Source organism: Caballeronia sp. SL2Y3 (assembly GCF_022879575.1).
Taxonomy (GTDB): Bacteria; Pseudomonadota; Gammaproteobacteria; order Burkholderiales; family Burkholderiaceae; genus Caballeronia.
This window is the reverse complement of sequence record NZ_CP084260.1, coordinates 2,526,818-2,552,611: the sequence shown is the minus strand read 5'-3', so window position 1 is coordinate 2,552,611 and position 25,794 is coordinate 2,526,818. Positions and strand designations below refer to the sequence as shown.

The 25,794-nt window shown below is 59.6% G+C and carries 14 protein-coding genes, 6 tRNA genes and 3 rRNA genes; 22 read left to right on the top strand and 1 reads right to left on the bottom strand.

The genetic code is table 11. The features are described 5' to 3' along the window. Window positions 1–142 precede the first annotated feature (142 nt). The gene (locus LDZ26_RS12090) at window positions 143–1,300 is read right to left on the bottom strand and encodes a class I SAM-dependent methyltransferase (protein ID WP_244847399.1); all 1,158 of its coding nucleotides are present in this window, start codon (window positions 1,298–1,300) and stop codon (window positions 143–145) included. Between the two features lie 144 nt (window positions 1,301–1,444). On the opposite strand from LDZ26_RS12090, the gene LDZ26_RS12085 reads away from it, so the two are divergent. The 22 genes from LDZ26_RS12085 to rpsG all read left to right on the top strand — a co-directional run bounded on the left by LDZ26_RS12085 (window position 1,445) and on the right by rpsG (window position 25,765). Next, window positions 1,445–2,731: an SGNH/GDSL hydrolase family protein gene (locus LDZ26_RS12085; RefSeq protein ID WP_244847398.1), complete on the top strand. Its 1,287-nt coding sequence runs from the start codon at window positions 1,445–1,447 to the stop codon at window positions 2,729–2,731. 479 nt (window positions 2,732–3,210) lie between these two features. Further along, a 16S ribosomal RNA gene (locus LDZ26_RS12080) occupies window positions 3,211–4,742 on the top strand. 64 nt (window positions 4,743–4,806) lie between these two features. Next, window positions 4,807–4,883, top strand: a tRNA-Ile gene (locus tag LDZ26_RS12075). Between the two features lie 4 nt (window positions 4,884–4,887). Further along, window positions 4,888–4,963 (top strand) — tRNA-Ala (locus LDZ26_RS12070). A 291-nt stretch (window positions 4,964–5,254) separates the two neighbouring features. After that, window positions 5,255–8,137 (top strand): 23S ribosomal RNA (locus LDZ26_RS12065). Window positions 8,138–8,315: 178 nt separating this feature from the next. Continuing rightward, window positions 8,316–8,429: ribosomal RNA gene (gene rrf, locus LDZ26_RS12060) — 5S ribosomal RNA — on the top strand. The 16S, 23S and 5S rRNA genes sit together here with 5 tRNA genes alongside, the layout of an rRNA operon. A gap of 147 nt (window positions 8,430–8,576) precedes the next feature. Next, window positions 8,577–8,662, top strand: a tRNA-Tyr gene (locus LDZ26_RS12055). Between the two features lie 30 nt (window positions 8,663–8,692). Continuing rightward, window positions 8,693–8,766: transfer RNA gene (locus LDZ26_RS12050), tRNA-Gly, on the top strand. A 16-nt stretch (window positions 8,767–8,782) separates the two neighbouring features. Further along, a tRNA-Thr gene (locus LDZ26_RS12045) sits at window positions 8,783–8,857 on the top strand. Between the two features lie 62 nt (window positions 8,858–8,919). Beyond that, window positions 8,920–10,110 carry an elongation factor Tu gene (tuf, locus tag LDZ26_RS12040; RefSeq protein WP_012402197.1) on the top strand — a complete coding sequence of 397 codons (1,191 nt, stop codon included), beginning with the start codon at window positions 8,920–8,922 and terminating at the stop codon, window positions 10,108–10,110. A 66-nt stretch (window positions 10,111–10,176) separates the two neighbouring features. Further along, a tRNA-Trp gene (locus LDZ26_RS12035) sits at window positions 10,177–10,252 on the top strand. A gap of 34 nt (window positions 10,253–10,286) precedes the next feature. Further along, a complete protein-coding gene (gene secE / locus LDZ26_RS12030) occupies window positions 10,287–10,667 on the top strand; it encodes a preprotein translocase subunit SecE (RefSeq protein WP_244847397.1) in 381 nt (126 codons plus the stop codon). Between the two features lies 1 nt (window position 10,668). Beyond that, window positions 10,669–11,226 carry a transcription termination/antitermination protein NusG gene (nusG, locus tag LDZ26_RS12025; protein ID WP_159837189.1) on the top strand — a complete coding sequence of 186 codons (558 nt, stop codon included), beginning with the start codon at window positions 10,669–10,671 and terminating at the stop codon, window positions 11,224–11,226. A 141-nt stretch (window positions 11,227–11,367) separates the two neighbouring features. Further along, window positions 11,368–11,799, top strand: a complete 432-nt coding sequence (gene rplK / locus LDZ26_RS12020; protein WP_008343796.1) for a 50S ribosomal protein L11 — start codon at window positions 11,368–11,370, stop codon at window positions 11,797–11,799. Then, on the top strand, window positions 11,800–12,498 hold the full coding sequence (gene rplA, locus LDZ26_RS12015) for a 50S ribosomal protein L1 (protein ID WP_244847396.1): 699 nt from the start codon (window positions 11,800–11,802) through the stop codon (window positions 12,496–12,498). 299 nt (window positions 12,499–12,797) lie between these two features. Continuing rightward, window positions 12,798–13,292 (top strand): 50S ribosomal protein L10, encoded by a 495-nt coding sequence (rplJ, locus tag LDZ26_RS12010; protein ID WP_159837187.1) that lies wholly within the window; start codon window positions 12,798–12,800, stop codon window positions 13,290–13,292. Window positions 13,293–13,369: 77 nt separating this feature from the next. After that, window positions 13,370–13,744 (top strand): 50S ribosomal protein L7/L12, encoded by a 375-nt coding sequence (gene rplL / locus LDZ26_RS12005; protein ID WP_175946426.1) that lies wholly within the window; start codon window positions 13,370–13,372, stop codon window positions 13,742–13,744. 368 nt (window positions 13,745–14,112) lie between these two features. Beyond that, window positions 14,113–18,219, top strand: a complete 4,107-nt coding sequence (gene rpoB, locus LDZ26_RS12000; protein WP_244847395.1) for a DNA-directed RNA polymerase subunit beta — start codon at window positions 14,113–14,115, stop codon at window positions 18,217–18,219. A 21-nt stretch (window positions 18,220–18,240) separates the two neighbouring features. After that, on the top strand, window positions 18,241–22,482 hold the full coding sequence (gene rpoC, locus LDZ26_RS11995) for a DNA-directed RNA polymerase subunit beta' (RefSeq protein WP_244847394.1): 4,242 nt from the start codon (window positions 18,241–18,243) through the stop codon (window positions 22,480–22,482). A gap of 178 nt (window positions 22,483–22,660) precedes the next feature. Next, window positions 22,661–24,508: a DNA helicase RecQ gene (gene recQ / locus LDZ26_RS11990; RefSeq protein ID WP_244847393.1), complete on the top strand. Its 1,848-nt coding sequence runs from the start codon at window positions 22,661–22,663 to the stop codon at window positions 24,506–24,508. A 218-nt stretch (window positions 24,509–24,726) separates the two neighbouring features. Beyond that, the gene (rpsL, locus tag LDZ26_RS11985) at window positions 24,727–25,107 is read left to right on the top strand and encodes a 30S ribosomal protein S12 (protein ID WP_006998493.1); all 381 of its coding nucleotides are present in this window, start codon (window positions 24,727–24,729) and stop codon (window positions 25,105–25,107) included. A 187-nt stretch (window positions 25,108–25,294) separates the two neighbouring features. Further along, window positions 25,295–25,765: a 30S ribosomal protein S7 gene (gene rpsG / locus LDZ26_RS11980; protein WP_006053291.1), complete on the top strand. Its 471-nt coding sequence runs from the start codon at window positions 25,295–25,297 to the stop codon at window positions 25,763–25,765. The last annotated feature ends 29 nt before the right edge of the window (window positions 25,766–25,794 follow it).

The window sequence follows — 25,794 nt, the reverse complement described above, 5'->3', positions numbered from 1 at the left end:
ATGCCTCTAGCCACGTGCACGAAGCGGCCGGGGTTCTGGCGTCGAACCGTCGCGTCGCGCAGGACCAAGCGCACGCCGGATGCAACGAGGCCGAGCCGCGAGCGTCATTCAGTAACAAGCCGAAACCCGCCAACTCCGCGCCTCACGCCGCAACCAGCCGCCAAAGCGACGTCACCTCCGCCGATCGCGCAGCGTGCAGCGGGTCCGACTTGTCCGCCGCGCGCGGGTGATGCGGTTTCACGTCGATCCGGCCGTCGACTTTCAACCCCGCTGCGTCGATCCATTCCTGAAGCTGCGCGCGCGTGCGCAGCCCGAGATGCTCGGCGAAGTCGGAAAGAATGAGCCAGCCTTCGCCGCCGGGCGTCAGATGCGCGGCGAGGCCGCCGAGAAAACCGCGCAGCATGCGGCTTTCCGGATCGTAGATCGCGTGCTCGATGGCCGAACTCGGGCGCGCCGGCAGCCACGGCGGATTGCACACGACGAGCGGCGCGCGTCCTTCGGGGAAGAGGTCGGCCTCGACGACCTGAACTTGCTTGCGCAGCCCGAGCCGGTCGATGTTCTCGCGAGCGCAGGCGAGAGCGCGCGCATCGACATCCGTGGCCACGACGCGCTCGACGCCGCGCCGCGCCAGCACCGCCGCGAGCACGCCGGTACCGGTGCCGACGTCGAACGCGAGCGATGTCGAGGGCAACGGCTGATTCGCGATCAGATCGACATACTCGCCGCGCACCGGCGAAAAGACGCCGTAATAAGGATGAATCCGCCCGCCCGTCGCCTTGATTTCGACGCCCTTCTTGCGCCACTCGTGCGCGCCGATCAGACCGAGGACCTCGCGCAGCGAGACCACTGACGGTTCCTGCGGCGGGCCGTACGCTTCCTCGCAGGCTTCACGCACGTCCGGCGCGCGGCGCAGCGGGATGACGTACTGCTCGTCGAGCGGAAGCACGAGCATCGCGAGCGTGCGCGCCCGCTGCGATTGAGCCAGTCGATGCATATTGAATGCATCGACCGGGGACGTCGGTTTGTCTTTATCCGACGCCGCTTTTTTTGCCTTGCGCGGCTTGTTGTCGATTCGCCGGGCCATCGCCTGCAAGAGCTGCCGCGCGTTCTGGAAGTCGCCGCGCCAGAGAATGGCCGTGCCCTCGCAGGCGAGGCGGTAGGCGTGATCCGCGGTCATTTGATCGTGACCGATGACGAGACGCTTCGGCGGCTGATTACCGCTTTCGGAGCGCCAGCGGGCAGAACGGCTTTCGCCGTCCTCTTCCCAATGGAGTCGGGGCGTGGAGCTTTCGGGTTGCATAGAGGTACGTCGTGAAAGGATTGGCTGCATTGTGAGGCCAATCGATGCGGGCGGGTCGGTGACGCGCGTTTTCTTCCCGATTCGGCGGCGCGTTTGCTGTGACGATCGGGCACAATTTGGACTTTTTCCGAACGCCACCGCCGAATGAAGTCTAAGCTCCTCACCGCACTCTGCGCGGCCGCGCTTGCTTTCCCGTTCACCGCCGCGTCGCTGGCGTTTGCAGCCGAGACGGCCGGGGCGCCCGCAAACGACCACTGGGTCAGCGCCTGGGGTACGGCGCTTCAATCGATTCCGCAACTCGCGAATCTGCCGCCGCTTTATCGCGCGCCGGAAGTCGGGGGCCGAACGGTCCGGCAAATGATCTATCCCCAGATTGCGGGCAAGCAAATCCGCTTGCGCATCAGCAACGTGTACGGGACGGCGCCGCTCGTAATCGAGTCGATGAGCGTTGCGCGCGCCGTCAGCGGCAGCAGCCCCGCGTTTCAGGGCGGCAGCGCTCGGCCCGTGCTATTCGCCGGCAACAAGACGGTGACGGTCGCGCCGGGCGGGCAAGCCACGAGCGATCCGCTCGCGTTCGACGTGGCCGCCGGTCAGCCGCTCGCGGTCAGCATGTTCATGGGGAAAGACCAAAAGCTCGTCGCGTGGCATCGCGTTGCGAGCCAGGTCAATTACGTTTCGACGCCCGGAGACCGCACGGGCGATGCTTCTCCCGCAGCCTTCCGGACTCGTTTCACGCAGTACGCGTGGCTGACGAACGTGTCAGTGGAGAATCCGTCGGCGCGGGCAGTCGTTGCAATCGGGGATTCGATTACCGACGGCATGCGCTCGACGCTGAACGCGAATCGGCGCTGGCCGGACGCTCTCGCACGCGAGATCGCGCAAAAGAACGGCGGGCAGGCGGCGGTCATCAACGCGGGCATCAGTGGAAATCGGCTGCTCAGTAATTCGCCTTGCTACGGCGAAGCGCTCGTGAGCCGATTCGATCGCGACGCGCTGCGGCAGCCGGGCGTGCGCGCGGTGATCGTGCTGATCGGCATCAACGATATCAATTTCGCTGCGATGCCGGCGCACGGCGGCCTCGACTGCGATGCGCCGCATACCGAGGTCAACGCCGACGCGCTGCTGCGCGGGTATCAACGACTCATCGCGCAGGCGCACCAGCGCGGCCTCAAGATTTACGGCGCGACGCTTACGCCGGCGTCGCTGCCGCCGGAACGCGAGGCGATTCGCACGGCGGTCAATGCGTCGATCCGCGCGAGCCGGGCCGTCGATGGCGTCATCGACTTCGATCAGGCGCTGCGCGATCCGGCCCGGCCGAGCGCGCTGCAGCGGCGTTTCGACAGCGGCGACAACATTCACCCTAGCGACGCCGGTTACGCCGCGATGGCGGCTGCGGTGCCCATGGACGTCATCCTCGGAACGGGGAAGTAAGCGTCTCGGGATAGCCCGCAAAAAAATCTTGCGTCATCACCTTGTCATTGGCGTTTGCTTGGCCTAGAATTCCGCTCCTCGTCGCAAGATGAGCGCCGCCAAAGAAACAGGCGGTCTCCAAAGTCCTCAGTTTTGAAAGCGAAAGCAGAAAAAAGCTGTTGACAAGGAGAAAAAGATTCCTCATAATCTCGTTTCTCTGCTGCTGATGCAGCGACGCAAGACGAAGCGGTGCTGAGCGAGGTTCTCGGTACGGTGAAGTAAAAAGTCTTGGCGGATTGCTCTTTAAAAACTAACAGCCGATAAGTGTGGGCGCTTGATGGTGAGTGCGGCCGGTTCTTCGGAGCCGGGCAAGCAAAAGTATCAAGAGTCTCACACGAAGTATCAGAGGAAGGTTTGTCTGTCGAGAGACGGATTAATCATCGTCAGTACGTTGAGTGAGCGACCGGTTCTTAGATGAACCGAAAACAGTAACAGGCATTGAACTGAAGAGTTTGATCCTGGCTCAGATTGAACGCTGGCGGCATGCCTTACACATGCAAGTCGGACGGCAGCGCGGGCTTCGGCCTGGCGGCGAGTGGCGAACGGGTGAGTAATACATCGGAACGTGTCCTGTAGTGGGGGATAGCCCGGCGAAAGCCGGATTAATACCGCATACGATCTACGGAGGAAAGCGGGGGATCTTCGGACCTCGCGCTGTAGGGGCGGCCGATGGCAGATTAGCTAGTTGGTGGGGTAAAGGCCTACCAAGGCGACGATCTGTAGCTGGTCTGAGAGGACGACCAGCCACACTGGGACTGAGACACGGCCCAGACTCCTACGGGAGGCAGCAGTGGGGAATTTTGGACAATGGGGGCAACCCTGATCCAGCAATGCCGCGTGTGTGAAGAAGGCCTTCGGGTTGTAAAGCACTTTTGTCCGGAAAGAAAACTTCGTCCCTAATATGGATGGAGGATGACGGTACCGGAAGAATAAGCACCGGCTAACTACGTGCCAGCAGCCGCGGTAATACGTAGGGTGCGAGCGTTAATCGGAATTACTGGGCGTAAAGCGTGCGCAGGCGGTCTGTTAAGACCGATGTGAAATCCCCGGGCTTAACCTGGGAACTGCATTGGTGACTGGCAGGCTTTGAGTGTGGCAGAGGGAGGTAGAATTCCACGTGTAGCAGTGAAATGCGTAGAGATGTGGAGGAATACCGATGGCGAAGGCAGCCTCCTGGGCCAACACTGACGCTCATGCACGAAAGCGTGGGGAGCAAACAGGATTAGATACCCTGGTAGTCCACGCCCTAAACGATGTCAACTAGTTGTTGGGGATTCATTTCCTTAGTAACGTAGCTAACGCGTGAAGTTGACCGCCTGGGGAGTACGGTCGCAAGATTAAAACTCAAAGGAATTGACGGGGACCCGCACAAGCGGTGGATGATGTGGATTAATTCGATGCAACGCGAAAAACCTTACCTACCCTTGACATGGTCGGAATCCTGCTGAGAGGCGGGAGTGCTCGAAAGAGAACCGGCGCACAGGTGCTGCATGGCTGTCGTCAGCTCGTGTCGTGAGATGTTGGGTTAAGTCCCGCAACGAGCGCAACCCTTGTCCTTAGTTGCTACGCAAGAGCACTCTAAGGAGACTGCCGGTGACAAACCGGAGGAAGGTGGGGATGACGTCAAGTCCTCATGGCCCTTATGGGTAGGGCTTCACACGTCATACAATGGTCGGAACAGAGGGTTGCCAAGCCGCGAGGTGGAGCCAATCCCAGAAAACCGATCGTAGTCCGGATCGCAGTCTGCAACTCGACTGCGTGAAGCTGGAATCGCTAGTAATCGCGGATCAGCATGCCGCGGTGAATACGTTCCCGGGTCTTGTACACACCGCCCGTCACACCATGGGAGTGGGTTTTACCAGAAGTGGCTAGTCTAACCGCAAGGAGGACGGTCACCACGGTAGGATTCATGACTGGGGTGAAGTCGTAACAAGGTAGCCGTATCGGAAGGTGCGGCTGGATCACCTCCTTTCTCGAGCTTCGCACGAAACTAGCAAGCGCTCACGCTTATCGGCTGTGGTTTAGAAACAGGCTAAGGGTCTGTAGCTCAGTCGGTTAGAGCACCGTCTTGATAAGGCGGGGGTCGTTGGTTCGAATCCAACCAGACCCACCATACCGGGGGATTAGCTCAGCTGGGAGAGCACCTGCTTTGCAAGCAGGGGGTCGTCGGTTCGATCCCGTCATCCTCCACCAATCTTCAATGCCAAGTGTTTGACACGAGCACTTGGCATTGGCGATTGCTAGCCAGTTGATGCTGTGGGTATTGCAAGACACCTATCGGCTAAACGTTCTTTAACAATCAGGAAGAAGTAGTAAAGAGATTATCTGAAAGCACTTAGAGATGGGTGTGAGTAGGGTAGTCAGGGTAGTGATTGTATCGAGTATGAAAAGTGATCTTAATTGATGACTTGGAATACGGCACAACGCGAATACTCAGCCTGTAGCGTGTGAGTCTAGAGCAGCAAAGAGACACACTCGTTATAGGGTCAAGCGAACAAGTGCATGTGGTGGATGCCTTGGCGATCACAGGCGATGAAGGACGCGGTAGCCTGCGAAAAGCTTCGGGGAGCTGGCAAACGAGCATTGATCCGAAGATGTCCGAATGGGGAAACCCACTCCGTATGGAGTATCCATAGCTGAATACATAGGCTATGTGAAGCGAACGCGGTGAACTGAAACATCTAAGTAACCGCAGGAAAAGAAATCAACCGAGATTCCCAAAGTAGTGGCGAGCGAAATGGGAAGAGCCTGTACTCTTTATTTGTATTGTTAGCTGAACGCTCTGGAAAGTGCGGCCATAGCAGGTGATAGCCCTGTAAGCGAAAACAGTATGAAAGAACTAGGGGTACGACAAGTAGGGCGGGACACGTGAAATCCTGTCTGAAGATGGGGGGACCATCCTCCAAGGCTAAATACTCGTGATCGACCGATAGTGAACCAGTACCGTGAGGGAAAGGCGAAAAGAACCCCGGGAGGGGAGTGAAATAGATCCTGAAACCGCATGCATACAAACAGTCGGAGCCCTGTCAAGGGGTGACGGCGTACCTTTTGTATAATGGGTCAGCGACTTACGTTCAGTAGCGAGCTTAACTGATTAAGGCAGGCGTAGCGAAAGCGAGTCCGAATAGGGCGATCAGTTGCTGGGCGTAGACCCGAAACCAAGTGATCTATCCATGGCCAGGTTGAAGGTGCGGTAACACGTACTGGAGGACCGAACCCACTAACGTTGAAAAGTTAGGGGATGAGCTGTGGATAGGGGTGAAAGGCTAAACAAACTTGGAAATAGCTGGTTCTCTCCGAAAACTATTTAGGTAGTGCCTCGTGTATCACCTTCGGGGGTAGAGCACTGTCATGGTTGTGGGGTCCATTGCGGATTACTACGCCATAGCAAACTCCGAATACCGAAGAGTGCAATCACGGGAGACAGACATCGGGTGCTAACGTCCGGTGTCAAGAGGGAAACAACCCAGACCGCCAGCTAAGGTCCCAAAGATTGGCTAAGTGGGAAACGAAGTGGGAAGGCTAAAACAGTCAGGAGGTTGGCTTAGAAGCAGCCACCCTTTAAAGAAAGCGTAATAGCTCACTGATCGAGTCGTCCTGCGCGGAAGATGTAACGGGGCTCAAGCCAGTCACCGAAGCTGCGGATGCGTGTTTTACACGCATGGTAGGAGAGCGTTCCGTAAGCCTGCGAAGGTGCGTTGAAAAGCGTGCTGGAGGTATCGGAAGTGCGAATGCTGACATGAGTAGCGATAAAGGGGGTGAAAAGCCCCCTCGCCGTAAGCCCAAGGTTTCCTACGCAACGTTCATCGGCGTAGGGTGAGTCGGCCCCTAAGGCGAGGCAGAAATGCGTAGCTGATGGGAAGCAGGTCAATATTCCTGCACCATTGTTAGATGCGATGGGGGGACGGATCGCGGAAGGTTGTCCGGGTGTTGGACGTCCCGGTCGCTGCATTGGAGAAGGTGCTTAGGCAAATCCGGGCACATAATTCAAGGGTGTGGCGCGAGTGACTTCGGTCACGAAGCAATTGGAAGTGGTTCCAAGAAAAGCCTCTAAGCTTCAGTCTAACGATGACCGTACCGCAAACCGACACAGGTGGGCGAGATGAGTATTCTAAGGCGCTTGAGAGAACTCGGGAGAAGGAACTCGGCAAATTGGTACCGTAACTTCGGGATAAGGTACGCCCTGGTAGCTTGACTGGCCTGCGCCAGGAGGGTGAAAGGGTTGCAATAAACTGGTGGCTGCGACTGTTTAATAAAAACACAGCACTCTGCAAACACGAAAGTGGACGTATAGGGTGTGACGCCTGCCCGGTGCCGGAAGATTAAATGATGGGGTGCAAGCTCTTGATTGAAGTCCCGGTAAACGGCGGCCGTAACTATAACGGTCCTAAGGTAGCGAAATTCCTTGTCGGGTAAGTTCCGACCTGCACGAATGGCGTAACGATGGCCACACTGTCTCCTCCCGAGACTCAGCGAAGTTGAAGTGTTTGTGATGATGCAATCTCCCCGCGGCTAGACGGAAAGACCCCATGAACCTTTACTGTAGCTTTGCATTGGACTTTGAACCGATCTGTGTAGGATAGGTGGGAGGCTATGAAACCGGAACGCCAGTTTCGGTGGAGCCGTCCTTGAAATACCACCCTGGTTTGTTTGAGGTTCTAACCTTGGTCCGTGATCCGGATCGGGGACAGTGCATGGTAGGCAGTTTGACTGGGGCGGTCTCCTCCCAAAGCGTAACGGAGGAGTACGAAGGTACGCTAGGTACGGTCGGAAATCGTGCTGATAGTGCAATGGCATAAGCGTGCTTAACTGCGAGACCGACAAGTCGAGCAGGTGCGAAAGCAGGTCATAGTGATCCGGTGGTTCTGTATGGAAGGGCCATCGCTCAACGGATAAAAGGTACTCTGGGGATAACAGGCTGATACCGCCCAAGAGTTCATATCGACGGCGGTGTTTGGCACCTCGATGTCGGCTCATCTCATCCTGGGGCTGTAGCCGGTCCCAAGGGTATGGCTGTTCGCCATTTAAAGAGGTACGTGAGCTGGGTTTAAAACGTCGTGAGACAGTTTGGTCCCTATCTGCCGTGGGCGTTGGATATTTGAAGGGGGCTGCTCCTAGTACGAGAGGACCGGAGTGGACGAACCTCTGGTGTACCGGTTGTCACGCCAGTGGCATCGCCGGGTAGCTATGTTCGGAAGAGATAACCGCTGAAAGCATCTAAGCGGGAAACTCGCCTTAAGATGAGATATCCCCGGGGCTTCGAGCCCCTTGAAGGGTCGTTCCAGACCAGGACGTTGATAGGTCAGGTGTGTAAGTGCAGTAATGCATTGAGCTAACTGATACTAATTGCCCGTAAGGCTTGATCCTATAACCAGTGTGTTTTGTCGGTCAAAGTTAGCGCTTCAGCGCTTACTTGGACCCCACCCTCGAAGAGGGCGCCACTGGTCGAGTAACAGCGTGTGCGACAATCGCCACCCGAATTCACTACTACTTCTTCCCCGATTGGTTGTAGCGCCCCCCAAGGCGATACAACATCCCCTTTATGCCTGATGACCATAGCGAGTCGGTCCCACCCCTTCCCATCCCGAACAGGACCGTGAAACGACTCCACGCCGATGATAGTGCGGATTGCCCGTGTGAAAGTAGGTAATCGTCAGGCTCCCCCTTGCTCAAACAAAAACCCCACCTCGAAAAGGTGGGGTTTTTGCGTTTGGGCGATCAACTATAAGTGAGAGCCTCATCGATTCGCTTCGCAAGAAGCACTTGACAACCGCGTGTTGTTACCCCATAATCGATAGTTCTCTGCGGAGGGGTGCCCGAGTGGCTAAAGGGGGCAGACTGTAAATCTGTTGGCTTACGCCTACGTTGGTTCGAATCCAACCTCCTCCACCAGAATTCAAGCGGTAAGGGAATCCAACCCTCGCGGGTGTAGCTCAATGGTAGAGCAGAAGCCTTCCAAGCTTATGACGAGGGTTCGATTCCCTTCACCCGCTCCAGTGTCGGTTTTGTAGTGCCCATGTGGCTCAGTGGTAGAGCACTCCCTTGGTAAGGGAGAGGTCGGCAGTTCGATCCTGCCCATGGGCACCAGCTGTATCAGTCTAGTAAGTTGCGCGCGGCGCAAGGTGCGAAAATCCTGTTAGGAGTCGAAAATGGCCAAAGGTAAATTCGAGCGGACCAAGCCGCACGTGAACGTGGGCACGATCGGTCACGTTGACCACGGCAAGACCACGCTGACGGCAGCGATCACGACGGTGCTGACCGCCAAGTTCGGCGGCGAAGCCAAGGCGTACGACCAGATCGACGCGGCGCCGGAAGAAAAGGCACGCGGCATCACCATCAACACCGCGCACGTCGAGTACGAAACGGCTAACCGCCACTACGCACACGTCGATTGCCCGGGCCACGCCGACTACGTGAAGAACATGATCACGGGCGCCGCGCAGATGGACGGCGCAATCCTGGTGTGCTCGGCCGCTGACGGCCCGATGCCGCAAACGCGTGAGCACATCCTGCTGGCCCGTCAGGTCGGCGTGCCGTACATCATCGTGTTCCTGAACAAGTGCGACATGGTGGACGACGCCGAGCTGCTCGAGCTCGTCGAAATGGAAGTGCGCGAACTCCTGTCGAAGTACGACTTCCCGGGCGACGACACGCCGATCATCAAGGGTTCGGCCAAGCTCGCGCTGGAAGGCGACAAGGGCGAACTCGGCGAAGTGGCGATCATGAACCTGGCCGACGCGCTGGATACGTACATCCCGACGCCGGAGCGCGCAGTGGATGGCGCCTTCCTGATGCCGGTGGAAGACGTGTTCTCGATCTCGGGTCGCGGCACGGTGGTGACGGGTCGCGTCGAGCGCGGCGTCATCAAGGTTGGCGAGGAAATCGAAATCGTCGGTATCAAGCCGACGGTGAAGACCACTTGCACGGGCGTGGAAATGTTCCGCAAGCTGCTCGACCAAGGTCAAGCGGGCGACAACGTCGGTATCCTGCTGCGCGGCACGAAGCGCGAAGACGTCGAGCGCGGCCAGGTGCTGGCCAAGCCGGGTTCGATCACGCCGCACACGCACTTCACCGCTGAAGTGTACGTGCTGAGCAAGGACGAAGGCGGCCGTCACACGCCGTTCTTCAACAACTACCGTCCGCAGTTCTACTTCCGTACGACGGACGTGACGGGCTCGATCGAGCTGCCGAAGGACAAGGAAATGGTGATGCCGGGCGACAACGTGTCGATCACGGTCAAGCTGATCGCCCCGATCGCCATGGAAGAAGGTCTGCGCTTCGCGATCCGCGAAGGCGGCCGTACCGTCGGCGCAGGTGTCGTTGCCAAGATTATCGAGTAAGAGCCAGAGATCTCTCGGTAGTCTGTAGTTTTCGGGGTCGGCGAAACCGTCGGCCCCAAATGGTTTAGGGGTATAGCTCAACTGGCAGAGCGTCGGTCTCCAAAACCGAAGGTTGGGGGTTCGATTCCCTCTGCCCCTGCCACATTCTCGCGCCAAGTGGCGCTGCTTAAGGTGTTATGGCGAATCCTTCAGTCGAAACTGTAAATACTTCCAGCGATAAGTTGATGTTGGTGGCTGGGGTATTGTTGGTCTTGGCCGGGTTCGTGGGTTTCTTCTTGCTCAGCGGCCAAGAGTGGTATGTCCGCGGTCCGGCGCTTGCTGTCGGTTTGGTTGCTGGTGTCGCTGTCGGCCTTCTTTCTGCGCCCGGGAAGGGCTTCATCGCCTTCGCGAAAGACTCGTACAAAGAAGTGCGAAAGGTCGTCTGGCCTACGCGAAAAGAGGCGACGCAGACCACGCTGGTGGTCTTCGCATTCGTCCTCATCATGGCCATCTTCCTTTGGCTTAGCGACAAGTCAATCGAATGGGTAATTTTCTCGGCGATTCTGGGTTGGAAATGATATGAGCGATACTCCGACATCTCCGAGTGGAAAGCGTTGGTATGTGGTGCACGCCTACTCCGGCATGGAGAAGAGCGTGCAACGTGCGCTTCAGGAGCGCATCGAACGAGCGGGAATGCAGGACCAGTTTGGTCAAATTCTCGTTCCGACCGAAGAGGTTGTGGAAGTCAAAGGTGGCCACAAATCGGTGACCGAGCGTCGTTTCTTCCCGGGCTACGTCCTGGTCGAAATGGAAATGACGGATGAGACCTGGCACCTCGTGAAAAACACGGCGAAGGTAACGGGTTTCGTTGGCGGTGCACGCAATCGGCCGAGCCCGATCTCCCCGCGCGAAGTCGAAAAGATCATGTCGCAGATGCAGGAAGGTGTCGAGAAGCCGCGGCCGAAGACACTGTTCGAAGTCGGCGAGATGGTGCGAGTGAAAGAAGGTCCGTTCACCGACTTCAACGGCAACGTCGAGGAAGTGAATTACGAAAAGTCCCGGGTCCGCGTTTCAGTCACGATCTTCGGGCGGTCGACGCCGGTTGAACTTGAGTTCGGCCAGGTCGAAAAGGTTTAAGAACACATCGCGCGGGGTCATCGGTCTCGCGCGATTCGCGCTTACGGCCCGCGTAACGGCCGTTGAGGAGCGTCAGTAGTCGTCAGGTGAACGCGCGCTATCACTCACCGAACGCTCACGCGTTCAGCAGAGGTTTTCAACATGGCAAAGAAAATTATCGGCTTTATCAAACTGCAGATTCCTGCAGGTAAAGCCAATCCGTCGCCGCCGGTCGGTCCGGCGCTGGGCCAGCGCGGCCTGAACATCATGGAGTTCTGCAAGGCGTTCAACGCGCAGACTCAGGGCATGGAGCCGGGTCTGCCGGTGCCGGTCGTCATTACGGCATTCGCGGACAAGAGCTTCACGTTCATCATGAAGACGCCGCCGGCTACCGTTCTGATCAAGAAGGCAGCGGCAGTGCAAAAGGGTTCGAGCAAGCCGCACACCGACAAGGTCGGCAACATCACCCGCGCTCAAGCGGAAGAAATCGCGAAGACCAAGATGCCGGACCTTACGGCAGCTGATCTGGATGCAGCCGTGCGCACCATCGCCGGTAGCGCGCGTTCGATGGGTATCACTGTGGAGGGCGTGTAAATGGCTAAGCTTTCGAAGCGCCTTCAGGCATTTGCAAACAAGGTCGATCGTCAAAAGCTGTATCCGATTGACGACGCGCTGAACCTGATCAAGGAGTGCGCAAGCGCCAAGTTCGACGAGTCGATCGACGTCGCCGTTCAACTCGGCATCGATGCGAAGAAGTCGGACCAAGTGGTTCGTGGTTCCGTCGTTCTGCCCGCTGGCACCGGTAAGTCGGTTCGCGTCGCAGTATTCGCGCAAGGCGACAAGGCCGAGCAAGCACGTGCAGCCGGCGCGGACGTGGTCGGCATGGAAGACCTGGCTGAGCAAGTCAAGGCCGGCAATCTGAACTTCGACGTCGTGATCGCTTCGCCGGACACGATGCGCGTGGTCGGTACGCTGGGCCAGATCCTCGGTCCGCGTGGCCTGATGCCGAACCCGAAGGTCGGCACTGTGACGCCGGACGTGGCTCAAGCAGTCAGGAACGCAAAGGCTGGTCAAGTGCAATTCCGTGTCGACAAAGCCGGTATCATCCACGGCACCATCGGCCGTGCGTCGTTCGAACCCGCTTCGCTGCGTCAAAACCTGTCCGCGCTGATCGACGCGCTGAACAAGGCAAAGCCGGCGACGAGCAAGGGCGTGTACCTGCGCAAGATTGCGCTGTCGAGCACGATGGGTGTCGGCGTTCGCGTGGACCAAGCCACGCTGGCGCAACAGTAAAGATTTTGACGCGGTCGTCAGACCGCGTTCTCAAGGGCTTTGGGCGGTTGCGCAACAGTCGTTTGGTTGGGCAGCCGGTTGTCAAAGACCGTTGGTGGCGGTGCAGTAGTCGGGCGGCGCCTTAATTCAAGCCAACGCAGATGGCGAACCCGAAACAGTTTTGCAGTGGTTGAAGCCGGTTGTCGACCGTTTTCAGATGGTCACCAACCGCTTGAAATACTCCTAACAGTCGGACGCCGTTGTCGAACGTGGTGCATGAAGGTTGGACACCTGAGTGCATCGAATCTGGAGGTTTAACCGTGCCACTGAACAAAGAAGATAAGCAGGCAGTCGTCGCTGAAGTCGCCGCGCAAGTCGCGAAGGCTCAGACGATGGTGCTCGCTGAGTATCGTGGGATCACGGTTGGCGATCTGACCAAGCTGCGCGCGAAAGCGCGTGAGCAACAGGTGTATCTGCGCGTGTTGAAGAACACGCTGGCGCGTCGCGCCGTCGAAGGTACCCCGTTCGCTCCGCTGGCTGAGCAGATGACCGGTCCTCTGATCTACGGCATCTCGGAAGATGCCATTGCCGCAGCCAAGGTCGTCAACGACTTCGGCAAGAGCAATGACAAGTTGATCATCAAGGCTGGTTCCTACGAAGGCAAGGTGATGGATAAGGCGGGCGTGCAAGCGCTGGCCAACATCCCGAGCCGCGAAGAGCTGCTCTCTAAGCTGTTGTTCGTCATGCAAGCACCTGTTTCCGGCTTCGCGCGCGCTCTCGCCGCGCTGGCAGAGAAGCAAGGCGAAGCTGCATAACGTCACGCTTGAGCCACAGTTGCTCAGTTAGGTAAAGATCGCTAGCTCGATCCGAATTCAATTTAGGAGTATTTCAAATGGCAATCGCAAAAGAAGACATCCTGGAAGCCGTTGGCGCGATGTCGGTTCTGGAACTGAACGAGCTGGTCAAGGCGTTCGAAGAGAAGTTTGGCGTGTCGGCTGCTGCTGTTGCGGTCGCTGGCCCGGCTGCTGGCGGTGCTGCCGCTGCTGCTGAAGAGCAAACCGAATTCACGGTGAACCTGCTCGAAGCCGGCGCGAACAAGGTCTCGGTCATTAAGGCTGTTCGTGAACTGACGGGTCTCGGCCTGAAGGAAGCGAAGGACCTGGTCGACGGCGCACCGAAGCCCATCAAGGAAGCGGTGCCCAAGGCTGCTGCTGAAGAAGCGAAGAAGAAGCTGGAAGACGCAGGCGCGAAGGCTGAAATCAAGTAAGTTTCATTGCGCTGTGCGAAGGCTGGCGGTTTTTCACCGCCGGCCTTTTTGTGCTTTGTGGGGTCCGAGTTTTTATGCGCGTTGGCAAGCATAAACGGCCCCGCAGAAGCCAAAGACAACGGTCGGGTCGGCAATATATTCCGGCATTTGTCTTTGTCTTCTGAAGCGACTGCAGAAGGCAAGTTTGGTCGGGTAGCGGGAAACACAGGCATCCGCTGCCGTCAGCCAGCGGTTGGTAGCGGCCAACCACCAAGCTTCTAGACTCGCGCGTCCTCCCCGGACAGCGGCGCGGGTCTCAGTCGGTGAACACCGGGCCGTGTCGTCGAGGTATCCCGCCTCGGTAACGCCCGCCGTGATTCGGAGATCGTATGCAATATTCCTTCACCGAGAAGAAGCGTATTCGCAAGAGTTTCGCGAAGCGCCCCATCGTTCACCAAGTTCCCTTTTTGCTGGCGACCCAGCTTGAATCATTCCAGACGTTTCTGCAAGCGGAGACGTCTTCTTCGCAGCGCAAGGCAGAAGGCTTGCAAGCTGCGTTCACCTCTGTTTTCCCGATCGTTTCGCACAACGGCTTTGCGCGTCTGGAATTCGTCAGCTACATGCTGTCGCCGCCCGCATTCAACATCAAGGAATGCCAGCAGCGCGGCCTGACCTATTGCTCCGCCCTGCGCGCAAAGGTCCGTCTCGTTCTGCTCGACAAAGAGTCGCCGAGCAAGCCCGTCGTGAAGGAAGTCAAGGAACAGGAAGTGTACATGGGCGAAATTCCGCTCATGACCCCGACCGGTTCTTTCGTCATCAACGGTACCGAGCGCGTGATCGTGTCGCAGCTCCACCGTTCGCCGGGCGTGTTTTTCGAGCACGACAAGGGCAAGACGCATAGCTCCGGCAAGCTGCTGTTCTCGGCGCGTATCATTCCTTACCGCGGTTCGTGGCTCGACTTCGAGTTCGACCCGAAGGACGTGCTGTACTTCCGCGTCGACCGTCGCCGCAAGATGCCGGTCACGATTCTGCTGAAGGCCATCGGCCTGACGCCGGAACAGATCCTCGCGAACTTCTTCGTGTTCGACAACTTCGCGCTGATGAGCGAAGGCGCGCAGATGGAATTCGTGCCGGAGCGTCTGCGCGGCGAAGTTGCGCGCTTCGACATTCAGGATCGCGAAGGCAACGTCATCGTCACGAAGGACAAGCGGATCAACGCAAAGCACATTCGCGACCTCGAGAACGCCAAGACGAAGTTCATCTCGGTGCCCGAGGAGTATCTGCTCGGCCGCGTGCTGGCGAAGAACGTGATCGATCCCGAAACGGGCGAAGTCATCGCGAACGCCAACGAGGAAATCACCGAAACGGTCCTCGAGAAGCTGCGCGAAGCGAAGGTCAAGGAAATCCAGACGCTGTACACGAACGATCTGGACCAGGGTCCGTACATCTCGTCGACGCTGCGTATCGACGAAACGGCGGACAAGATGGCCGCGCGTATCGCGATCTATCGCATGATGCGTCCGGGCGAGCCGCCGACCGAAGAAGCGGTCGAGGCGCTGTTCAATCGTCTGTTCTACAGCGAAGACGCGTACGACCTGTCGAAGGTCGGCCGCATGAAGTTCAACCGCCGCGTGGGCCGTGACGAGATCATCGGGCCGATGACGCTGCAGGACGACGACATCCTCGCGACCATCAAGATTCTCGTCGAGCTGCGTAACGGCAAGGGCGAAGTCGACGACATCGACCACTTGGGCAATCGTCGCGTGCGTTGCGTCGGCGAACTCGCGGAAAACCAGTTCCGCGCGGGTCTCGTGCGTGTCGAGCGTGCTGTGAAGGAACGCCTCGGTCAGGCCGAAAGCGAAAACCTGATGCCGCACGACCTGATCAACTCGAAGCCGATTTCGTCGGCGATTCGCGAGTTCTTCGGTTCGTCGCAGCTGTCGCAGTTCATGGACCAGACCAACCCGCTGTCGGAAATCACGCACAAGCGTCGCGTTTCCGCACTCGGCCCGGGCGGTCTGACGCGTGAGCGCGCAGGCTTCGAAGTCCGCGACGTGCATCCGACGCACTACGGCCGCGTGTGCCCGATCGAAACGCCGGAAGGTCCGAACATCGGCCTGATCAACTCGCTCGCGCTCTACGCGCACCTGAACGAATACGGCTTCCTCGAAACGCCGTATCGCAAGGTCGTGGACGGCAAGGTGACGGACCAGATCGACTACCTGTCAGCGATCGAAGAAGGCCGTTACGTGATCGCGCAGGCGAACGCGGCAGTGGCCGAAGACGGCACGCTGACCGACGAACTCGTCTCGTCGCGTGAAGCCGGCGAAACGCTGATGGTCACGCCGGACCGCATCCAGTACATGGACGTGGCGCCGTCGCAGATCGTGTCGGTCGCGGCATCGCTGATTCCGTTCCTCGAGCACGACGACGCGAACCGCGCGTTGATGGGCTCGAACATGCAGCGTCAGGCCGTGCCGTGTCTGCGTCCGGAAAAGCCGGTCGTCGGTACGGGCATCGAGCGTACCGTGGCGGTCGACTCGGGCACGACGGTTCAGGCCATGCGTGGCGGTGTCGTGGATTACGTGGACGCGGGCCGTATCGTGATTCGCGTGAACGACGATGAAGCCGTCGCCGGCGATGTCGGCGTGGACATCTACAACCTGATCAAGTACACGCGTTCGAACCAGAACACGAACATCAACCAGCGTCCGATCGTGAAGATGGGCGACAAGGTCTCGCGCGGCGACGTGCTGGCCGACGGCGCCTCGACGGATCTGGGCGAGCTCGCGCTCGGCCAGAACATGCTGGTCGCGTTCATGCCGTGGAACGGCTACAACTTCGAAGACTCGATCCTGATCTCGGAGAAGGTCGTCGCGGACGATCGTTACACGTCGATCCACATCGAAGAACTGAACGTCGTTGCTCGCGACACGAAGCTCGGACCGGAAGAAATCACGCGCGACATTTCGAACCTCGCGGAAGTGCAGCTTGGCCGTCTCGACGAGTCGGGCATCGTGTACATCGGCGCGGAAGTCGAAGCGGGCGACGTGCTCGTCGGCAAGGTCACGCCGAAGGGCGAAACCCAGCTGACGCCGGAAGAAAAGCTGCTGCGCGCGATCTTCGGCGAGAAGGCATCGGACGTGAAGGACACGTCGCTGCGCGTGCCCTCGGGCATGAGCGGCACCGTCATCGACGTGCAGGTGTTCACGCGCGAAGGCATCACGCGCGACAAGCGCGCGCAACAGATCATCGACGATGAACTGAAGCGTTACCGCCTGGACCTGAACGACCAGCTTCGTATCGTGGAAGGCGACGCGTTCTCGCGTCTCGCGCGTATGCTGAACGGCAAGGTCGCGAACGGCGGTCCGAAGAAGCTCGCGAAGGGCACGAAGATCGACCTCGCGTACCTCGAAGACCTCGACCACTACCACTGGTTCGACATCCGCCTCGCGGACGAAGAAGCAGCGGCGCAGCTCGAAGCCATCAAGGATTCGATCGAGCAGAAGCGTCACCAGTTCGACCTAGCGTTCGAAGAGAAGCGCAAGAAGCTCACGCAAGGCGACGAACTGCCGCCGGGCGTGCTCAAGATGGTCAAGGTGTATCTCGCCGTGAAGCGTCGCTTGCAGCCTGGCGACAAGATGGCGGGCCGTCACGGTAACAAGGGTGTCGTGTCGAAGATCGTGCCGATCGAAGACATGCCGTACATGGCCGATGGCCGTCCGGCCGACGTCGTGCTGAATCCGCTCGGCGTGCCGTCGCGGATGAACGTGGGTCAGATTCTCGAAGTGCATCTGGGCTGGGCCGCGAAGGGTCTCGGCTGGCGCATCGGCGAGATGATGCAGCGTCAGGCGAAGATCGAAGAATTGCGTCAGTTCCTCACGCAGATCTACAACGAGTCGGGCCGCAAGGAAGAGCTGGAAGGCTTCTCGGACGACGAAATCGTGGAGCTGGCGAAGAACCTGCGCGAAGGCGTGCCGTTCGCGACGCCGGTGTTCGACGGCGCGACGGAGGACGAAATGTCGCGCGCGCTGGACCTAGCGTTCCCGGACGACGTGGCGCAGAACCTCGGCATGAATGCGTCGAAGAACCAGGTGCAGTTGCACGACGGCCGCACGGGCGAGCCGTTCGAGCGCAAGGTCACGGTCGGCTACATGCACTATCTGAAGCTGCACCACCTGGTCGACGACAAGATGCACGCGCGTTCGACCGGTCCGTACTCGCTCGTCACGCAGCAGCCGCTGGGTGGTAAGGCGCAGTTCGGTGGCCAGCGTTTCGGTGAAATGGAAGTGTGGGCGCTCGAGGCGTATGGCGCATCGTATGTGCTGCAGGAAATGCTGACGGTCAAGTCGGACGACGTGACGGGCCGGACGAAGGTGTATGAGAACCTCGTCAAGGGCGATCACGTGATCGACGCCGGCATGCCGGAATCCTTCAACGTGTTGGTGAAGGAAATCCGCTCGCTCGGTATCGACATCGATCTCGACCGCAACTAATCGGACTACGGAGAGAAAGCAATGAAAGCTCTGCTCGATCTATTCAAGCAAGTCCAACAAGAAGAAGTTTTTGATGCGATCAAGATCGGCCTCGCGTCGCCCGACAAGATCCGTTCGTGGTCGTTCGGCGAAGTGAAGAAGCCGGAGACCATCAACTACCGCACGTTCAAGCCGGAGCGGGATGGTCTGTTTTGCGCGAAGATTTTCGGGCCGATCAAGGACTACGAGTGCCTGTGCGGCAAGTACAAGCGCCTGAAGCACCGTGGCGTGATCTGCGAGAAGTGCGGCGTCGAGGTGACGCTGGCGAAGGTGCGCCGCGAGCGCATGGGCCACATCGAACTGGCTTCGCCGGTCGCGCACATCTGGTTTTTGAAGTCGCTGCCGTCGCGTCTGGGCATGGTGCTCGACATGACGCTGCGCGACATCGAGCGCGTGCTGTACTTCGAGGCATACGTGGTCATCGATCCGGGCATGACGCCGCTGAAAGCGCGGCAGATCATGACGGAAGAGGATTACTACAACAAGGTCGAAGAGTACGGTGACGAATTCCGTGCCGAAATGGGCGCGGAAGGCGTGCGCGAACTGCTGCGTTCGATCAACATCGACGAGCAGGTCGAACTGCTGCGCACCGAGCTCAAGAACACGGGTTCCGAAGCGAAGATCAAGAAGTACGCGAAGCGCCTGAAGGTGCTCGAGGCTTTCCAGCGTTCGGGCATCAAGCCTGACTGGATGGTGCTCGAAGTGCTGCCGGTGCTGCCGCCGGAACTGCGTCCGCTCGTGCCGCTCGACGGCGGCCGTTTCGCGACGTCGGACCTGAACGACCTGTATCGCCGCGTCATCAACCGTAACAACCGGTTGAAGCGTCTGCTCGAACTGAAGGCGCCTGAAATCATCGTCCGCAACGAAAAGCGGATGCTGCAGGAAGCCGTCGATTCGCTGCTCGACAACGGCCGTCGCGGTAAGGCCATGACCGGCGCGAACAAGCGTCCGCTGAAGTCGCTCGCTGACATGATCAAGGGTAAGGGCGGTCGTTTCCGTCAGAACCTGCTCGGTAAGCGCGTGGACTACTCGGGCCGTTCGGTGATCGTGGTCGGCCCGACGCTCAAGCTGCATCAGTGCGGCCTGCCGAAGCTGATGGCGCTCGAACTGTTCAAGCCGTTCATCTTCAACAAGCTGGAAGTGATGGGTGTCGCTACCACCATCAAGGCTGCGAAGAAGGAAGTCGAGAACCAGACGCCGGTGGTGTGGGACATCCTCGAAGAGGTGATCCGCGAGCATCCGGTCATGCTGAACCGCGCGCCGACGCTGCACCGTCTCGGCATTCAGGCTTTCGAGCCGGTGCTGATCGAAGGTAAGGCAATCCAGCTGCACCCGCTCGTTTGCGCGGCGTTCAACGCCGACTTCGACGGTGACCAGATGGCCGTTCACGTGCCGCTGTCGCTCGAAGCGCAGATGGAAGCGCGCACGCTGATGCTGGCGTCGAACAACGTCCTGTTCCCGGCCAACGGCGATCCGTCGATCGTGCCGTCGCAGGATATCGTGCTCGGCCTGTATTACGCATCGCGTGAAGCCATCAACGGCAAGGGCGAAGGCCTCACGTTCACGGGCGTGTCGGAAGTGATCCGCGCGTACGAGAACAAGGAAGTCGAGCTGGCCTCGCGCGTCAACGTGCGTATCACCGAAATGGTGGCGAACGAAGACACGAGCGAAGGCGCGCCGAAGTTCGTGCCGAAGGTCACGCTGTACGCAACGACCGTCGGCCGCTCGATCCTGTCGGAGATTCTGCCGCCGGGCCTGCCGTTCTCGGTGCTGAACAAGCCGCTGAAGAAGAAGGAAATCTCGCGCCTGATCAACACGGCGTTCCGCAAGTGCGGTCTGCGCGAAACGGTGATCTTCGCCGACCAGCTGATGCAGATGGGCTTCCGCCTCGCGACGCGCGCCGGCATCTCGATTTGCGTGGACGACATGCTCGTGCCGCCGCAGAAAGAGACGATCGTCGGCGACGCAGCGAAGAAGGTGAAGGAGTACGACCGTCAGTACATGTCGGGTCTCGTCACCGCGCAGGAACGCTACAACAACGTGGTCGACATCTGGTCGGCAACGTCGGAAAGCGTCGGCAAGGCGATGATGGAACAGCTCGCAACCGAACCGGTCATCGACCGTGACGGCAACGAGACGAAGCAGGAGTCGTTCAACTCCATCTACATGATGGCCGACTCAGGCGCGCGTGGTTCCGCGGTGCAGATTCGTCAGTTGGCCGGTATGCGCGGCCTGATGGCGAAGCCGGACGGCTCGATTATCGAGACGCCGATTACCGCGAACTTCCGCGAAGGCCTGAACGTGCTGCAGTACTTCATCTCGACGCACGGCGCGCGTAAGGGTCTGGCGGATACGGCACTGAAGACGGCGAACTCGGGTTACCTGACGCGTCGTCTCGTGGACGTGACGCAGGATCTGGTCGTGGTCGAAGACGATTGCGGTACGTCGAACGGCGTTGCAATGAAGGCGTTGGTCGAAGGCGGTGAAGTCGTCGAAGCGCTGCGTGACCGTATTCTCGGTCGTGTGGCGGTGGCGGACGTCGTCAATCCTGAGACGCAGGAAACGCTGTTTGCGTCGGGCGATCTGCTCGACGAAGACGCGGTGGAAGAGATCGAGCGTCTCGGCATCGACGAAGTGCGTGTGCGCACGCCGCTGACCTGCGAAACGCGCTACGGCCTGTGCGCCGCGTGCTACGGCCGCGACCTTGGCCGTGGCTCGCGCGTGAATGTCGGCGAAGCAGTCGGCGTGATCGCGGCGCAGTCGATCGGTGAGCCGGGCACGCAGCTGACCATGCGTACGTTCCACATCGGTGGTGCGGCATCGCGTGCGGCGGTTGCATCGACGGTGGAAGCGAAGAGCAACGGTACGGTGCGTTTCACGGCCACGATGCGCTACGTGACCAACGCGAAGGGCGAGCAGGTCGTCATTTCGCGTTCGGGCGAAGCGATCATCGCGGACGACCTCGGTCGCGAGCGTGAGCGTCACAAGATCCCGTACGGCGCGACGCTGCTGCAACTCGACGGCGCCACGATCAAGGCCGGCTCGCAACTCGCGCAATGGGATCCGCTGACGCGTCCGATCATCACCGAGTGGGGCGGTACGGTGAAGTTCGAAAACGTCGAGGAAGGCGTGACGGTCGCCAAGCAGATCGACGACGTGACCGGTCTTTCGACGCTCGTCGTGATCGACGCGAAGCGCCGCGGCTCGCAGGCCGGCAAGAGCGTGCGTCCGCAGGTCAAGCTGCTCGACGCGAACGGCGAGGAAGTGAAGATCCCGAACACCGAGCATTCGGTGCAGATCGGCTTCCAGGTCGGCGCACTGATCACCGTGAAGGATGGTCAGCAAGTGCAGGTCGGTGAAGTGCTGGCGCGTATCCCGGTTGAAGCGCAGAAGACGCGTGACATTACCGGTGGTCTGCCGCGCGTGGCCGAACTGTTCGAAGCGCGCTCGCCGAAGGACGCCGGCATTCTGGCGGAAGTCACGGGCACGACGTCGTTCGGTAAGGACACGAAGGGCAAGCAGCGTCTCGTCATCACGGACCTCGAGGGCAATCAGCACGAGTTCCTGATCGCGAAGGAAAAGCAGGTGCTGGTGCACGATGGTCAGGTCGTCAACAAGGGCGAAATGATCGTCGACGGTCCTGCGGATCCGCACGACATCCTGCGTCTGCAGGGTATCGAGGCGTTGTCGCGCTACATCGTGGACGAAGTGCAGGACGTGTACCGTCTGCAAGGCGTGAAGATCAACGACAAGCACATCGAAGTGATCGTGCGTCAGATGCTGCGCCGCGTGCAGATCGTCGACAACGGCGATACGCGCTTCATTCCGGGCGAACAAGTCGAGCGGTCGGACATGCTCGACGAGAACGACCGCATGATCGCGGAAGACAAGCGTCCGGCGACGTACGAGAACGTGCTGCTCGGTATCACGAAGGCTTCGCTCTCGACCGATTCGTTCATCTCGGCGGCGTCGTTCCAGGAAACGACTCGCGTGCTGACCGAAGCGGCGATCATGGGCAAGCGCGACGATCTGCGCGGTCTGAAGGAAAACGTGATCGTCGGCCGTCTGATTCCGGCCGGTACGGGTCTCGCGTTCCACAAGGCGCGCAAGAGCAAGGAGTCGGCGGATCGCGAACGCTTCGACCAGATCGCTGCCGAAGAGGCATTCGATTTCGGTACGCCGGAAGCTCCGGCAACGGAGCAGCAGCCGCATACCAACGAGTAAGCGTCTTCTACTCGTAGCAACTCGAACCGCCCGGTTTTCGCCGGGCGGTTTTTTTTCGTCCCTTCTTGCCGATCCGCGCCTCGGCCGAACGGCTAACGTTGCGTTTTCACGCGTGGGCGCGCGAGCTTGCGTTGATAGAATTCGTTATCCTCCACGCCGCAGTCCGCGCTTCTTTCCTATGTCCCGTCCGCTCCAAATTCTCAACGAAGTATTCGGCTATCCGGCCTTTCGCGGACAGCAGGCGGAAATCGTCGAACATGTCGCGAACGGCGGCGATTCACTCGTGTTGATGCCCACGGGCGGCGGAAAGTCGCTGTGTTATCAGATTCCGTCGCTGGTGCGCAAAGAGGCGGGCTTCGGCGCGGGAATCGTCGTTTCGCCGCTGATTGCGCTGATGCAGGATCAGGTTGCCGCGCTCACGGAATTGGGCGTGCGCGCCGCGTATCTCAATTCCACGCTCTCGGGCGCCGAGGCCGCCGCGACCGAACGCGCGCTTCGCAACGGCAGCATCGATCTGCTGTATGTCGCGCCCGAGCGTCTCATGACGCCGCGCTTCCTCGAGCTGCTCGAAAGCTCGCCGGTCGGTCTGTTCGCCATCGACGAGGCGCACTGCGTCTCGCAATGGGGTCACGATTTCCGGCCTGAATACATTCAGCTTTCGGTGCTGCACGAGCGTTTCCCGAACGTGCCGCGCATCGCGCTCACCGCAACGGCGGACGCCATCACGCGCGATGAGATCGTGCACCGCCTTGCGCTCGACGACGCGCGCATCTTCGTGTCGAGCTTCGACCGGCCGAACATCCGCTATCGGATCGTCGAGAAGGACAACGCGCGGTCGCAATTGCTCGATTTCATCCGCGCCGAGCACACGAACAAGGACGGCACGACGGACGCGGGCGTGGTCTATTGCCTCTCGCGTCGCAAGGTTGAGGAAACGGCGGACTGGCTGAAGGGGCAGGGCGTTCGCGCGCTGCCGTATCACGCCGGCATGGAGTTCGAGACGCGCCAGAAGCATCAGGAGATGTTCCAGCGCGAGGAAGGCATCGTGATGTGCGCGACGATTGCCTTCGGCATGGGCATCGACAAGCCGGACGTGCGGTTTGTCGCGCACCTCGATTTGCCGAAGAGCGTTGAAGGCTATTACCAGGAAACCGGGCGCGCGGGCCGCGACGGCCTGCCCGCCAACGCGTGGATGGCGTACGGCCTGGGCGATGTCGTGCAGCAGCGCAAGATGATCGACGAATCCGATGCCGACGACGCGCACAAGCGCGTGCAGACCGGCAAGCTCGACGCGCTCCTCGGCCTATGCGAGGCCGCGACGTGCCGCCGGGTGCGCCTTCTTGCGTACTTCGGCGAGACGAGCACGCCGTGCGGAAACTGCGATACGTGTCTCGAACCGCCCGCGTCGTGGGACGCGACGCGCGAGGCGCAGATGGCGCTGTCGTGCGTGTATCGCGCGCAGAAGGCCAGTGGTTTTCACTTCGGCGCGGGGCATCTGATCGACATTCTGCGGGGCACGCGTAGCGAGAAGGTCTTGCAGCGCGGCCACGACAAGCTGTCCACCTTCGGCGTCGGCGCGAGCCTGTCGGAACCGGAATGGCGCGCGGTTTTCAGGCAACTGGTCGCGTTCGGTTTTCTTGCCGTCGACCATGACGGATTCGGCGCGCTCGTCCTGACCGACGCCAGCAAGCCCGTGTTGAAGGGCGAAGAACGCGTCACGCTGCGCAAGTACGTGAAGCCGGTGCGCAACCGGCAGTCGTCGGGCCGAACCGGGGAGCGCGCCGACCCGACCGCAGGCATGTCGCCGCGCGAGAAAGCGCGGTGGGATCGCTTGCGAACCTGGCGGGCCGAGACCGCGAAAACCGACGGCGTGCCGGCGTACGTCATCTTCCACGACGCGACGCTTGCCGAAATCGCCCGCAGCGATCCCGATACGATCGAGGACTTGCGGCACATTCCGGGCATCGGCGTGCGCAAACTCGAGCGTTTCGGCGACGAACTGCTCGACGTGGTCGGCGCCGACTGACGTTGCGCTGGCGAGCGGCTCACAAATTCATGCAACGTATTGACCGGATTGGCATTTTCGGAATATGATGCTAGGTTCTCGTTCTTGGCGAGTTTCGGGATCCTGCTTAACGTAGGGTTCGCGCAGACAGTAGCCATCCACGAGAAAGTCAGACGCGCGATTCCTTCGCTTTGCCCGTTCGGAATCGCGCCGATTTTGTTCATTTTTAGGATTAAACGATGCCAACCATCAATCAACTGGTTCGCAAAGGCCGCGCGTCGGAAACGACGAAGAGCAAGTCGCCGGCCCTGCAGGACTGCCCGCAGCGTCGCGGCGTGTGCACCCGCGTGTACACGACGACGCCGAAGAAGCCGAACTCGGCACTTCGTAAAGTTGCCAAGGTTCGTCTCACGAACGGCTTCGAAGTCATTTCGTACATCGGTGGTGAAGGCCACAACCTGCAGGAACACTCGGTCGTGCTGATTCGCGGCGGTCGTGTGAAGGACTTGCCGGGTGTGCGTTACCACATGGTCCGCGGCTCGCTGGATACCCAGGGCGTCAAGGATCGTAAGCAGGCTCGCTCGAAGTACGGTGCGAAGCGTGCCAAGGCTGGCAAGTAATCGCCGGTTCGAGCAGTCGAAGTAGTTTCAGGTCGCCGCAAGGCGGTTAATGCGGTAGTGCCGGATGTGCCGGTGCTGTCGAGTAAGTGGTCACCCGGCCAAGCTGGTTTAGTCGAGAGATGGATCGGGTTAGTTGGTGGCCGCGGAGCGGAAAAACCGCTCCAACTGAAAAGGTAAAGGAAGAATCATGCCGCGTCGTCGCGAAGTCCCCAAGCGGGAAGTATTGCCGGATCCGAAGTTCGGCAACGTAGATGTAGCCAAGTTCATGAACGTGCTGATGTTGTCCGGCAAGAAGTCGGTTGCCGAACGCATCGTGTACGGCGCTTTTGAACAGATCCAGACCAAGGGTGGCAAGGACCCGCTGGAAGTGTTCACGGTCGCGCTCAACAACGTGAAGCCGGTGGTCGAAGTGAAGAGCCGTCGCGTTGGTGGTGCGAACTATCAAGTTCCGGTCGAAGTGCGTCCCTCGCGTCGTATGGCATTGGCGATGCGTTGGTTGCGCGAAGCCGCGAAGAAGCGCAGCGAAAAGTCGATGGCCCTGCGCCTGGCAGGTGAGCTCTCCGAAGCGGCCGAAGGCCGCGGCGGCGCGATGAAGAAGCGCGACGAAGTTCACCGCATGGCAGAGGCTAACAAGGCATTCTCGCATTTCCGTTTCTAAGCTCCCGCTGATAGAGCAACGAAAAAATC

Coding starts and splice junctions, on each gene's coding strand:
- nusG (WP_159837189.1), top strand. CDS start 10,669: ATGAGCGATACTCCGACATCTCCGAGTGGAAAGCGTTGGTATGTGGTG.
- rpoB (WP_244847395.1), top strand. CDS start 14,113: ATGCAATATTCCTTCACCGAGAAGAAGCGTATTCGCAAGAGTTTCGCG.
- LDZ26_RS12085 (WP_244847398.1), top strand. CDS start 1,445: ATGAAGTCTAAGCTCCTCACCGCACTCTGCGCGGCCGCGCTTGCTTTC.
- LDZ26_RS12090 (WP_244847399.1), bottom strand. CDS start 1,300: ATGCAACCCGAAAGCTCCACGCCCCGACTCCATTGGGAAGAGGACGGC.
- rpsG (WP_006053291.1), top strand. CDS start 25,295: ATGCCGCGTCGTCGCGAAGTCCCCAAGCGGGAAGTATTGCCGGATCCG.
- recQ (WP_244847393.1), top strand. CDS start 22,661: ATGTCCCGTCCGCTCCAAATTCTCAACGAAGTATTCGGCTATCCGGCC.
- secE (WP_244847397.1), top strand. CDS start 10,287: ATGGCGAATCCTTCAGTCGAAACTGTAAATACTTCCAGCGATAAGTTG.
- rplA (WP_244847396.1), top strand. CDS start 11,800: ATGGCTAAGCTTTCGAAGCGCCTTCAGGCATTTGCAAACAAGGTCGAT.
- rplK (WP_008343796.1), top strand. CDS start 11,368: ATGGCAAAGAAAATTATCGGCTTTATCAAACTGCAGATTCCTGCAGGT.
- rpsL (WP_006998493.1), top strand. CDS start 24,727: ATGCCAACCATCAATCAACTGGTTCGCAAAGGCCGCGCGTCGGAAACG.
- tuf (WP_012402197.1), top strand. CDS start 8,920: ATGGCCAAAGGTAAATTCGAGCGGACCAAGCCGCACGTGAACGTGGGC.
- rplL (WP_175946426.1), top strand. CDS start 13,370: ATGGCAATCGCAAAAGAAGACATCCTGGAAGCCGTTGGCGCGATGTCG.
- rpoC (WP_244847394.1), top strand. CDS start 18,241: ATGAAAGCTCTGCTCGATCTATTCAAGCAAGTCCAACAAGAAGAAGTT.